Below are 12854 nucleotides of genomic sequence, written 5' to 3'. Positions count from 1 at the left end.
GCCCCGCGGGGCCGGGCGCCCCCTCATGCCTCTCATGCCTCCTGGGGGTCCGGATAGCCGGGCAGGGGGTGCTCGGCGCAGACGCGGCGGACCTCGGCCCGGATCTCGGCGGCCATGCCGGGATGGACGGCCTTGGCGTCGCGCAGTTCCTCCACGACGTCCGCGACGAGGTCGGCGCACCGGGCCGCCGTCCCGGGCGAAATACCGCGGGCCGCCAGGGTGTTGGTGCCGATCCTGATCCCGCTGGTGACCCGGGGCGGTGTGTCGTCGCCGGGGACCCGGTTCCGGTTGAGCAGGATCCCGCAGGCCTCCAGGGCCTCCTCGGCGTCCGCGCCGCTGACGTGGTGGGGGCCGAGGTCGGCGAGGACCATGTGCGTGTCGGTGCCGCCGGTGATCACACGCAGGCCGCGCCGGTCGAGCCGTTCCGCCATGGCCGCGGCGGTGTCCAGCACCCGCTCCATCAGCGTCCGGAAGGCGGGCTGGGCGGCCGCGTGCAGCGCCCTCGCCTTGGCCGCCACGTTGCCGAGGTCCGGGGTGCCCTGCACGAGCGGGAACACCGCGCGGTCGGCCAGCTTCCGCAGCGGCACCCGGCCGTCCGGTCCCGGTGCGTCCGCGTCCCGGCCGAGCAGGATCATGCCGCCGCGCGGGCCGTAGAGCTGCTTGTAGGTGCTCGTGGTGGTGAGGTGCGCGTGGTCGACCGGGCTCGGGTGCAGCCCGGCGGCGACCAGCCCGGCGATGTGCGAGATGTCCGCGATCAGGTACGCGCCCACCTCGTCGGCGATCTCCCGGAACCGGGCGAAGTCGATCCGCCGGGGGTAGGCGCTGGCGCCGGCGATGACGACCTTCGGCCGGTGCTCGTCGGCGAGTTCGGCGATCCGGTCGTAGTCCAGCAGGTCCCCGGCGCCCGTGCGGTAGTGGACGGAGCGGAAGTAGCGTCCGGTGATCGAGGCGGCCGAGCCGTGCGACAGATGGCCGCCGCAGTCGAGGCCCAGGCCGAGGATGGTGTCGCCGGGCTCCAGCAGGCCGGTGAGGACCGCGAGGTTGGCGGAGGACCCGGAGTGCGGCTGCACGTTCGCGGCCTCGGCCCGGAACAGCGCGCGCGCCCGGTCGAGAGCGAGCCGCTCGACCTCGTCCGCAACCTCGCCACCCGCGTGATAGCGGCGCCCCGGGTAGCCCTCCGTCGTCAGGTTCCCGAGCACCGACCCCGCGCAGGCCAGCACCGAGGGCGGTGCGACGCTGGAGGACGCGACGAGCACGAGGGTGTGCCGCTGCCGGAGGTCCTCACGGACGAGGAGGCCGGCGAGCGCCGGGTCGTCCTGCGCGAGGGGGGTGGGGGGCAGCTTCGCGCCGGTGGCGGAGGTCCGCCCGGTGCCGGTGGCCGGGGCCCGCCCGGCGCCCGGTCCTCCTCCGGCCGCCGCGAGCTCCGCCTCCTCCGCCTGCTCGGCCTCCTCCGCTTCCTCGGCCTCCTCCAGCGTGGCCAGCAGCCGGGCCACCCGGAGTGCCTGGGGCCCCGACACCGGGTCGGCGGCGACGGCGGCGGCGAGGTCGGCGAGGTCCGGGTTGGCGAAGACGGTACGGACCGGGACCGGGGTGCCGAGGAGGTCCTGGAGACGGGCGGCCAGCCGGGTGCCGCTCAGCGAGTCGCCGCCCAGGCGGAAGAAGTTGCCCGTCGCGGGGACCTCGTCCAGACCGAGGATCTCGCCCACGCAGGCCGCGACCAGCTCCGCCAGCAGCCCGGTGTCCGTGCGGGACGCGGCCGCCGGCCGCGGCGCGGACCCGGCCGGCTGTTCCGGGGCGGCGGCGAGGCGCGCGAGCTCCAGGCGGTCCACCTTCCCGTTGGCCGTGAGCGGCAGTTCGGGCAGCACCCTGATCGCCGCGGGCACCATGGCGGCGGGCAGCCGCGCGGCCAGATGCTCCCGCAGCGCCTCCGCGTTCAGCCGCGCGCCCGCCTCCGGCGTCGCGAAGGCGTGCAGCCGGACCACGCCCGCACCGCTGCGCGGCGCCGTCACGACCGCGCTCCGCACCCCCTCGGCGCGGTTCAGCACCGCCTCGATCTCACCGAGTTCGATCCGCTGCCCGGCGACCTTGACCTGGAAGTCCTCCCGCCCCAGGATCTCGATCCCGCCGTCCGGCAGCAGCCGCCCGAAGTCACCGGTCAGATAGGCGCGTTCACCGCTCACCGGCAGCGTGACGAACTTGGCCGCGGTGCGCTCCGGGTCGTTCAGGTAGCCGAGGGCCAGGCCCAGCGGGCTCGCCACGGCCATCTCGCCGCGCGCCCAGGTGGGGCGCGGTCGCAGGTCCCGGTCGACGATGTAGTACCGCTGATTGGTGATCGGCTTCCCGTAGGGGATGCTCGTCCACCGCGGGTCCACGACGTCGATCGGGTGGAAGAGCGACCAGCAGATGGTCTCGGTGGGTCCGCCCGATCCGACGACCCGCAGCCCCGGCGCCTGGGCGCGGGCCCGCTCCGGCAGGTCCAGCGGGATCCAGTCGCCCGACACCACCGCGAGCCGGAGCGTGCCCAGCGGCCGGTCCGCGCGCGCCTCCGCCTCACCGACCAGCAGTTCCAGCAGCACCGGCACCGAGTTCCAGAGCGTCACCCGCTCGTCCCGCACCAGCTCCGCCCAGACGTCCGGTTCGGCGCGCCGGAACGGCGGCGGGACGACGACGGTGGCGCCGCAGGCCAGCGGCCCGAAGACGTCGTAGACCGACGCGTCGAAGTGCAGGCCGGACAGCGCGAGCAGCCGGTCCGCGGCCGTGACGTCGAACCGGCGCCGCACGTCCCGGACGAGGTTCGCCACCCCGCGGTGCGCCACCACGACGCCCTTGGGTTCCCCGGTGGATCCGGAGGTGTGGATGACGTAGGCCGGATCGTCCGGCCCCTGCACAGGGGTGAGTTCGGCGGCGGAGGCGGTCTCGAAATCGGTGTCGGCGCACAGCACGGTCGTACCGGCCGGCACTTCCAGCTCGCCCCCGAGCCGGGACTGGGTGAGCACGACGCCGGCTCCGGCCGCCGCCAGCAGCCGGGCGACACGTCCCCGCGGCGACGCCGCGTCGAGCGGCAGATAGGCACCGCCGGCGGCCAGGACGCCGTACACCGCGGCGTACTGCTCCCAGCCCTTCTCCATCACCACGCCGACCAGGTCCCCCGGCCGTACACCCCGCTCGCGCAGCGCGTTCCCGATGCGGCGGGCGTGCCGGGCCAGTTCCCCGTAGGTCAGCCGCCGGCCGGGCGCCACGACGGCCTCCGCGTCGGGCGTCCGCCGCGCCTGGGCGAAGAACCGCTCCTGGAGGAGCACGGCGGGTACCGGCTCGGCGGTGTCGTTGGTCTCGTTCCAGACCGCACGGTCCCGTCGGCCGCGCACGTCGAGGAAGGGGGCCTCCCAGACGCCGTACCCGGGCTCGTCCGCGAGCATCCGCCCCACCAGGTCCCGGAACGCCTCGAACGCGCTCTCGACGACGCCGGGCGCGAAGGTGCCGGACCGGTGGTCCCACACCAGTCGCAGCTCCCCGTCCTCCGGCCGGATCTGGAAGTCCAGCGACACCTGCGGGGTCTGCGTGATCGAGTGCACCTCGGTGCCGAACTCGGTGATCGACCGGGCGGGCGGCAGCCCGAGCAGGCTGGTCACCACGACCGGCATGGCCGCGGCGGCGAGCCCCCGGCGCCGGGCCAGCTCGCGCAGCACCTCCACGCCGTTCACGCTCGCGTGCCGGGTGTCGGTGCGCAGCCGCTCGGCCAGGGCGGTGATCCGCTCGGCCACGGTCCGCCCCTCGGGACGCGCTTCGAGCAGGATCGCGTTGGTGTAGTCGCCGATCACGTCCTCGGCGCCGGGTATGCCGAACCGCTGGAAGACCGGCACGTTGAGGGTGAACGCGGGATCGGAGCTCCAGCCGCGGAGCACCTCGGCGAACGCGCCGACGAGCAGTTCCGTCCCGGTGAGTCCGTAGTGGCGGGCCCGCTCGCGCAGCAGGTCGAACTCCTCGGCCGGGTAGCGGACCGCGCACCGCTCGAACTTCCCCGGCCCCCCGGCGTCGTACCGGGCCACGGGCAGGTCGGGCGCGGGCGGCAGGCCGTCGAGGCGCTGCTGCCAGTAGGCCCAGTCGGCCTGCCACCGCGCTCCCCCGCGCACGTCCTCGTGGAGCCAGCGGGCGAAGTCCCGGAAGGCGAGCCGCTGCGGCGGCAGCGGCGCGTCCGGGTCCTCGTACAGCGTGACCAGCCCGGGGAAGAGGTTGAGGAACAGGCTGCCGGCGTCCATGAGCTGGAGGTCGATGCCGAGCTGCACCCGGACCCGGTCGGCCAGCAGCACCACCCGCAGCTCGAACATCGGCCAGGTACCGGGGTCGAGGACGCGGTGGCCCCGCTCGTCCCGGCTCTCCGCCAGCCGTCGTGCCGCCTCCGGGTCCGCGCGCAGGTCCTCGACGGTGATCGGCACCGGTCCGGGCCGCTCCAGCACGTACTGGGTGCCGTCCGGGCGCACCACGGTGCGCAGCCCGGGATGGTGCGCGACCAGCCGCTCCCAGGCGCGGCGGTAACGGGGCAGGTCCAGCTCGGGCCGCTCCCACTCGAAGTACCCGTAGCAGCCGATCCCGCCCAGCTCGACGGCGTCCGCCCGGCCGACCCACAGGGCCTGCTGGGTGGGAGTCAGCGGGAACGGTTCGCCGGCGGCGTCCGGTTCCGGCACCAGGGGCGGCAGCGCGGCCGCCTCGTCGCCGGCCTCGGCAGCGCCGTCCGGTGTACGGAGCGTGCGGTCCTCCGGGACACTGATCGTCATCGCGACTCCTCGGACATGACGGCGGACGACAACGCCGACTGTAGGAACCGCAGTTACCCGGGGGTTACGTCACCGTCCGATAACCGGCGGGCCCGACGCTGGGCCCATGGAGAGCACGAGCGCAGCGATTCCCGCGGCGGCCCGCCGGTCACGCTCGGTCCAGTGGATCGACGGCGACTGGCGCCCCGCGCGGTCCGACGAAGCCGTCCCGGTCGTGGACCCGGCGACCGGCCGCACCCTCGCGGAGGTCCCCGCGGGCGGGCCTGAGGACGTGGACGCCGCCGTCGCGGCCGCCGGCCGGGCGTTCCCCGCCTGGTCGGACACGCCCCTCGAAGAGCGCCTGGGGTATCTCGACCGGCTCGCCGAGCTGCTGGAGAAGCACGCCGACACCGTGGCCGGTGTGCTGACGGCGGAGACCGGGATGCCGGTGGGCCTGGCCCGGCACGCGCAGGTCCCCTTCGGCCTGGAGGCGCTGCGCTCCTGCGCCGAGGCCGCCCGGGAGCACGTCTGGCAGCAGCGGATCGGCAACTCCCTGGTGCGCTCCGAGGCCGCCGGGGTCGCCGGGTGCGTCACTCCGTGGAACGCCCCGGTGGCGCTGAACCTGCAGAAGGTCCCCGCCGCGCTGGCGGCCGGCTGCACCGTGGTGCTCAAGCCCAGCGAACTGGCGCCGCTGAGCGGCTATCTGCTGGCCGAGCTGCTCGCCGAGACCGGTCTGCCGCCCGGCGTGTTCAACCTGGTGTGCGGGCGGGGCCCGCAGGCCGGGGAGGCGCTGGCCGCGCACCCCGAGGTCGCCGTGGTGTCCCTGACCGGCTCGATCCGCTCGGGGCGCCGGGTCAGCGAGCTGGCCGCACCCCGGGCCGCCCGGGTCAACCTCGAACTGGGCGGCAAGAGCGCCTCGCTGGTGCTGCCCGACGCCGACCTGGGCGCGGCGGTGACGGCGACCGTGCAGCAGGCGAACTTCAACACCGGTCAGGTCTGCTTCGCCTGGAGCCGTCTGCTGGTCCCGGCCGCCCGGTACGACGAGGCCGTGGCACTCGCGGCGGCCGCGGCCGGGACGCTGCGGGTCGGCGACCCCTGGGACCCGGCCACGCGGATCGGGCCGCTCATCCACCCCGAGGCGGCCGCGCGGGTGCGCGGCATCCTGGACGAGGCGGTGGCCGGCGGCGCGACCCTGGTCACCGGCGGCGAGGCCCCCGCGGGGGTGGCCGGCGGCGGCTGGCTGACCCCGGCCGTCCTCGCCGGCCTGCCGGAGCGGGCACGGGCGGTCGTCGAGGAGGTCTTCGGTCCGGTCGTCGTCGTACTGCCCTACCGCGACGAGGACGACGCGGTGCGGATCGCCAACGACACCTGCTACGGCCTGTCCGGCGCGGTGTGGTCGAAGGACGTGGCGCACGCCACCGCCCTGGCCACGCGGCTGCGCACGGGCCGGGTGGACGTCAACGGCGCCCCGTTCAACATGCGCGCCCCCTTCGGCGGTTACAAGAGCTCGGGCAACGGCCGCGAGCTGGGCGCCTGGGGGCTGGCCGCCTTCAGCGAGACCAAGGCGATCCAGCTCCCGCCCACCGGGGACGGCCCGGCGGGCCTCACGCTCAGCTCCGCGGCGGGCTGAACCGGGGCCGCGCCGGGGGCGGGGCGGCCCGTCACATGGCGGCCAGCAGCTCCGCCAGTTCCTTGGGCCGTGACAGCATCGGCCAGTGTCCGGTGGGCAGTTCGGTGATGGTCCAGCCCGGCCCCGCCAGCATCGCGAAGGCCGGCAGCCCGGCCGCGACCATGGCCCGCACCTGCTCGGCCGTGAAGGTGGAGGCGATCAGGGTGCGCGGCGTGTCCGGGATCTCGGCGGGCCGGCGGGCGGGAGCCAGCACCAGCGCGGCGGGCTGCGCGGAGGCGCGCCCGCGCATCTGGGTCAGGTCGCCCGCCGAGAGACCGGCCAGCGCGACCGGGTCCCGCTGCCGGTCGTCCTCGTCGAAGGGCCGGGCCGGCAGCAGCCAGCCGTTCCCCTCCGTCTCGATCTGCCGCCGCTGCTCCGCCTGCGCGTCCGGCGGCAGGAACTCGATCTGCGCCATGCCGTCCGGGAACGGCGCGGTGTCCACGTAGACGATCCGCCGCAGCCGCTCCGGCAGCCGGTCGGCGGCCGCGGTGCCCGCGATCGTCGCGCCGCTGTGCAGGACCAGCACCACGTCGTCCGCGTCGCCGACGGCGTCGGTGATGTCGGCGACGTGGGTGGAGACGCCCACCTCGGGGGTCGCCTCACCGGCCCGCTCGCCCTGCCCCGTCAGGGACACCGTCCGTACCTCGTGCCCGGCGTCGCGCAGCAGCCTGCCGACCTCCTCCCAGACCCACGGACCGAAGAAGAACCCGGGCACCAGCACGTATGTCGACATGCGCCTTCTCCTCGCTTCACCACACTCTCCGACGCTCCGACGGTAGACTCCCATCAGGACGAAATCGGTCCGGATAGCCGTCGGGAAGAGGGGGCTTGTGCCGAACGAGCGACCCACGGCCCGCGTCCTGGCGATGCTGGAGCTGTTACAGGACCGCCCCGGCATCAGCGGCCGGGATCTGGCGCGGCGGCTCGGCGTGGGCGAGCGGACCGTGCGCCGCTACGCCGCCCACCTGGCCGACCTGGGCATCCCGCTCACCGCCGAACGCGGCCGCTACGGCGGCTACTGGCTGCCGCCCGCCTTCCGGCTCCCCCCGCTCGCGCTCACCGACAAGGAAGCCGCCGCGGTCGTCCTCGGCCTGCTGGCCGGATCCCCGCACGGGCTGCCCGGCAGCACCACCGAGAGCGCCCTCGCCAAGATCAACCGGGTGCTGCCCGAACCGGTCGCGGACCAGGTGGCCGCCCTGCGCGACACCTTCGCCCGCACCCCGCCCTCCGGTCCGGCCGCCGCGCCCGACCCGCGGATCGCCCTGGACCTGGCCACCGCGGCCCGCGACCGGCGCCGGGTACGCATCACCTACCAGTCGTGGCGGGGCGAGACCTCCGCCCGCGACCTGGACCCCTACGGACTGGTCCTGCACGGCGGCCGCTGGTACGTGACCGGCCTCGACTCGCGCAGCGCCGAGATCCGGGTGTTCCGGGTCGACCGCGTCCGCTCCCTGGAACCCGCCGCTGATCCCCGGGCGGCCCCGCCACCACCCGGGTACGACCCCGCGGCGCAGCTGACCGCGGCCCTCGGCGAGGTCGCGGGCCGGCACCGGGTCCGGGTGCTGCTGCACACCACCCTGGAACAGGCCGCGCGCCGTGTCCCACCGGCTGCGGCGACCCTCGTCCAGACCGCCGAGGGGGTACTGCTGGAGACGCGGGCCGAGCGGTTCGACACCATGGCCGGCTATCTGGCGGGGCTCGGCTGCCCGCTCACCGTCCAGCACCCGGCCGAACTCCGCGCGGCCCTCGCCCGGCTGTCCGACCGGCTCGCGTCCTGCGCGGCCCGGACGGGCGGACCATGAGGCTCGCCCGGCCGGCCGGGTCCGGTGGCTGACGGCCCCGTTCAGTGCTTGACGGCCGTGATCATGGCGTGCTCCATGGGCAGTCCCCCGACCGCACCGACCTGGTCGAACCCGGCCTTGCGCAGCATCCGCTCGTAGTCGGCGACCGGGTAGGCCATCCCCTCACCGGTGGCGATCACGTTCAGGAACAGGGAGAGCGAGGTGGCGATGATGCCGCCCGCCTCGTCCGGCGCCGTGTTGCAGGAGTAGATCAGCACCCGGCCGCCGGGCCCGAGCGCGTCGTACGCCTTGGCGAGCAGCGTCTCCACCCGGTGGGCGTCGAACACGTCGAGCACGCTGCTGAACAGGATGGCGTCCATGCCGGACGGGAACGGGTCGGCGAACATGTCGCCGGGCCGGAAGCGCACCCGGCCGTCCACGCCGGGCGGCAGCTCGCGCGCGGCGAGGTCCGTCACCGACGGCAGGTCGAACACCGTGACCGTGATCCCCGGGTGGTGTCCGGCGATGGCCGCCGCCTTGGCGCCGCTGCCCCCGCCGACGTCGAGCAGGTGCCCGGTGCCTTCGAGGTCCGCGGTGCGCAGCAGGCCCTGCATCTCCTGGTGGGCGAAGGCGGCGATGGACCGGTGCAGGATCGCCTCGGTCTCCGGGTCGGCGCCGAGCCGTTCGTAGACCGAATCGCCCTCCCCCGCGTGCACCTTCAGCCCGTCGTTGGTGCCCGAGCGCAGCGCCTGCGTGGTGTGGGCCATGCCGGCGTAGTCGGTGCGGTGGCGGGAGAGGAAGATGTTGCGCCAGCTCTCCGGGCCCCGCGGGGCGAGCAGCCGCTCGGCGAGCGGCGCGTTGCGGTACCGGCCGTCCGTCCTGGTCAGCAGGTCGATCGCGGACAGCGAGGCGAGCAGGACGCGCATCTTGTGCGGGGCCGTGCCGGCCTGCTCCGCGAGTTCGTCCAGGGTGGCCCCCGGGTGCGCGGACAGATGCCCGAACACGTCCAGTTCCAGGCCCGCGACGACGGCGTTGAACAGCGTGTGCCCATGGGCGACGAGGAGGAACCGCTGGTAGGCCTCGTCTTCGGAAGGGTTCGCCATGGTGGGGTGTGCCTCCTGGGTCGGTTCGGACTTGTCGAGTTCGGCCAGCAGCGCCGCCACCTCGTCGTCGCTCATCGCGTCCACCCGGCGCTCCAGTTCGCCCGTGGCGTTCTCCTCGTCGACCAGAGCGGCCAGCGCCTCCACGGTCGGCGCGGCGAGGAAGTCGGCGAGGCCGACGGAGGCGCCCCGGCCGGTCATGACCCGGTGCAGCATCCTGACCGCGAGCAGGGAGTGGCCGCCCGCCCCGAAGAAGTCCTCGCGCACACCGACCCGTTCGCGCTCCAGCAGCTCGGCCCAGAGCCGGGCGAGCCATTCCTGGGTCGGGGTGACCGGCGGATCGGCGGCACCCTCGTCCCCGGCGAGCACGGTGTCCGCGAGATCCCGCGCCGCGAGCGCGCGCCGGTCCACCTTGCCGCTGGAGTTGTGGGGGAACTCCGGTACGGCGACGATCCGGGCCGGCACCATGTACGCGGGCAGCCGGGCGCCCACCGCGTCCCTGAGCTCCGCCTCGCTGCCGTGCGCCCCGTCCGCGAGCCGGACGAACGCCACCAGCCGCAGATCGCCGCCGCCGAACTCCCGTCCGATCACGACGGCTTCGCGCACCCGGTCGTCGCGCTCCAGCGCCTCCGCGACCTCGTCCGGCTCGATCCGGTGGCCGCGGATCTTGAGCTGGTGGTCCGTGCGCCCGTGGCAGGTGAGCGATCCGTCGGCGTGCCGCCGGAAGAGGTCGCCGGTCCGGTACAGCCGCTCGCCGGTCACCGGATGCCGTACGAAGCGCTCGGCGGTCAGCTCCGGTTCGCCGAGGTAGCCGCGGGCGAGCCCGGCACCGCCGAGGAACAGCTCGCCCAGCACCCCGGTGGGCACCGGACGCAGCTCCGCGTCGAGGACGTGCGCGGTCGTACCGGCGATCGGCGGACCGATCAGCGGGGCGGCGCCGTCCCAGCGCCGCACCAGCGAGTAGACGGTGGTCTCCGCGGGGCCGTACAGGTTCCACACGTCGCCGACGGCGGCCCGCAGCTCGCGGGCGAGTCCGGGCGGCAGCGCCTCTCCCCCGCAGAGCACGGAGCGCAGCCCGGACAGGTCGGCACCGGCGTCGAGCAGCATCCGCCAGGTGGAGGGCGTGCCGTGCTGCACGGTCACGCCCCGCAGCAGGGCCGCCAGCCGCTCCGCGTCCCGCGCGTCCGCCCGGCCGCACACGGTCACCGTCGCGCCGACGGCCGGCGGCAGGAACAGCTCGATCACCGAGCCGTCGAACGGCAGACTGGCCAGGGCGAGGGTCGCGTCGTCCGCGCGCAGGGCGTCCAGCTCGGCCATCGAGGCGAGGAAGTTGCCGAGGCTGCGATGGGTGACCGCGATGCCCTTCGGGTGCCCCGTGGATCCGGAGGTGTACATGATGTACGCCAGCCGGTCCGGGTCATCGGCTTCGGGATCCCGCCGGACGGACGTGTGGTCCGGCAGGGCGCGTACGTCGAGGGACGGGGGCGGCGCGGGAAGCACCAGGCCCTCGAAGTGGGGGAGTTCGGCGCCCGCGGTCAGCAGCAGCCGCGCGCCGCTGTCGCTCAGCAGCCGGGCGAGCCGCTCCGCCGGGTACTCCAGCTCCAGCGGCAGGTACACGGCGCCGGCCTTCCAGATGCCGAGCACGGCGGGCAGCAACTCGATGGAACGGCCGGTGCCGACGGCCACCACCGGTTCCGCGCCCCGGACCCGCTCCCGGACGGCCGCGGCGACGGCGTCGGACGCCGCGTCGAGTTCGGCGTAGCTGAGCACGGCGCCCTCGCAGCGCACGGCGGGCGCGTCGGGACGCAGCGCGACCTGCCGGGCGAACAGCTCGCCGAACGTGGTCGCGAACGCCGGCCGCGCCGGTACGGCGGCCTCCCGCAGGGCGGCCAGGCGGGCGTCCTCGGGCTCCAGCGGGTACCGTCCGATCGGCAGGTCGGGGTCGGCCGCGATGCCGGCCAGCAGGGTGGCGTACCGCTCCAGCAGCCGCTCGGCGGTCGAGGCGTCGTACAGGTCGCTGTTGTAGTCGAGCCGTCCGCCGAGGCCCTCGCCCGACTGCTCCACGGTCAGTTCGAGGTCCAGCCGCGCGGTGTTGTTGCAGAACGACACCGGGCGCAGGGCCAGTTCGGGGGTGACCGCCACCTCCGCGTCCCCGAGCGGGAGGCTGCCCATGCTGAACAGCACCTGGTAGAGCGGGTTGCGGGTGGTGTCCCGCGCGCCGCCGAGCCGCTGGACGAGCGACCCGAACGGCAGGTCCTGGTCGTCCAGCACGGCCACGAGGGCGTCCTGGACCCGGTCGACCAGCACGCCGAACCGCGGGTCGCCGCCGGAGTCGATCCGCATCGGCAGCGTGTTGGCGAACGGGCCGATCAGCGCCTCGGTGCCGGGCCGCGCGCGCCCGGACACCACCACCCCGGTCACCGCGTCGTCCAGCCCGCTGTACCGGGCGACGAGCGTGTGCAGGGCCGCCAGCATCACCGGGAAGAGGGTGACCCCACGCTCCCGGGCCAGGCCCCGCAGACCGGCGGCGAGTTCCGCGGGCAGCCGGAAGGGGACGCTGCGTCCGTCGAAGGTCTGCACCGCGGGCCGCTCGTGATCCGCGGGCACGAACGCCGCCCCGGCTCCGGCCAGCCGGGCCCGGTGGGCCTCGATACGGTCGTCGGCCGCGTCGAGGCGCCGCCACTGCCACTCCGCGAACTCGGCGAACCGGATGGTGAGCGGCGGGAGTTCGGGCGCTGCTCCGGCCAGCCTGGCGCGGTAGGCCGCGCTCAGTTCCTCGATGAGAACGCCGACCGACCAGCCGTCGGCGGCGATGTGATGCACGATCCACAGCAGCAGGTGGTCCCGCGGCGCGATCGTGATCAACTCGCTGCGCACCACGGGCCCGTGCTCCAGGTCGAACCGGAGCCGCGCCCGCTGCTCGGCATACGCGAACGCCGCCTCCTCCCCCGCGGGCAGCGCTACGACGGACAGCTCCGGCGGCGCCCCGGGCACGGCCGTCGCGGTCCCGTCCTCGAACCGGAAGCGGCAGGAGAGCACCGGATGCCGCTCGACGACATCCGCCAGCGCCCGCCGCAGCACGGACACCGACAGCTCCCCGGTCAGCCGCAGCGCGAACGGCACGACGTAGGGAGCACCGTCGCCCGTCCACAGCCGGTCGAGGTAGAGCTGGTGGGCCTGACCGGGGGAGGCGGGGCTCGGACGCGAGGCGGGGCCGTCGGCCGCGGCGGCCGGCGCGGGGCCGGGTACGGCGCCGGGCTCACCCGGCACGGCGACGGAACCCGGCCGCCCGGCGGCCACGGGTGCCGGCCCCGCGACGGCTCCCGGAACCCGCTCGCCGACCGGGGCGGAAACCGGCCCGGCGGGCTCACCGTCCGCCCCGGCGGCCGCACCGCGGCTCCGCCCGGCGGGCTCGGCCGAGGGGGCGGCGGCCTCCGCCGCGGGTCCCGTCCGCCCGAGGAACGCCGCGCGTTCCTCCGCCGTCATCCCGGCGAGCCGCCGGAGCGCATGTCGCATGGGGAACTCCTCTCGTCAAGTTCCCCGGCCGCCGGCC

The 12854-nt window shown here is 75.4% G+C and carries 5 protein-coding genes; 2 read left to right on the top strand and 3 right to left on the bottom strand.

Going from position 1 to position 12854, the window contains the following annotated elements; all coding sequences use genetic code 11:
* Positions 1-32: 32 nt before the first annotated feature.
* Positions 33-4772, bottom strand: coding sequence for a non-ribosomal peptide synthetase (locus VT52_RS13610; RefSeq protein ID WP_053055449.1), 4740 nt, complete (start codon positions 4770-4772; stop codon positions 33-35).
* A 106-nt stretch (positions 4773-4878) separates the two neighbouring features.
* Here VT52_RS13610 and VT52_RS13605 point away from each other — a divergent pair, with 106 nt between their 5' ends.
* The gene (locus tag VT52_RS13605) at positions 4879-6381 is read left to right on the top strand and encodes an aldehyde dehydrogenase family protein (protein WP_046418993.1); all 1503 of its coding nucleotides are present in this window, start codon (positions 4879-4881) and stop codon (positions 6379-6381) included.
* A 31-nt stretch (positions 6382-6412) separates the two neighbouring features.
* Here VT52_RS13605 and VT52_RS13600 read toward each other — a convergent pair whose 3' ends face one another.
* Positions 6413-7153, bottom strand: coding sequence for an alpha/beta fold hydrolase (locus VT52_RS13600; RefSeq protein ID WP_046418995.1), 741 nt, complete (start codon positions 7151-7153; stop codon positions 6413-6415).
* Between the two features lie 97 nt (positions 7154-7250).
* Here VT52_RS13600 and VT52_RS13595 point away from each other — a divergent pair, with 97 nt between their 5' ends.
* Entirely contained in the window at positions 7251-8222 is a 972-nt protein-coding gene (locus VT52_RS13595; RefSeq protein WP_240509748.1) for a helix-turn-helix transcriptional regulator, read from the top strand.
* Positions 8223-8263: 41 nt separating this feature from the next.
* Here VT52_RS13595 and VT52_RS13590 read toward each other — a convergent pair whose 3' ends face one another.
* A complete protein-coding gene (locus VT52_RS13590) occupies positions 8264-12817 on the bottom strand; it encodes a non-ribosomal peptide synthetase (RefSeq protein ID WP_053055450.1) in 4554 nt (1517 codons plus the stop codon).
* Positions 12818-12854: the final 37 nt, after the last annotated feature.

The organism is Streptomyces malaysiense, from assembly GCF_000980885.2.
Lineage (GTDB): Bacteria > Actinomycetota > Actinomycetes > Streptomycetales > Streptomycetaceae > Streptomyces > Streptomyces malaysiense.
This window is presented reverse-complemented; position numbering and strand designations above follow the sequence as displayed.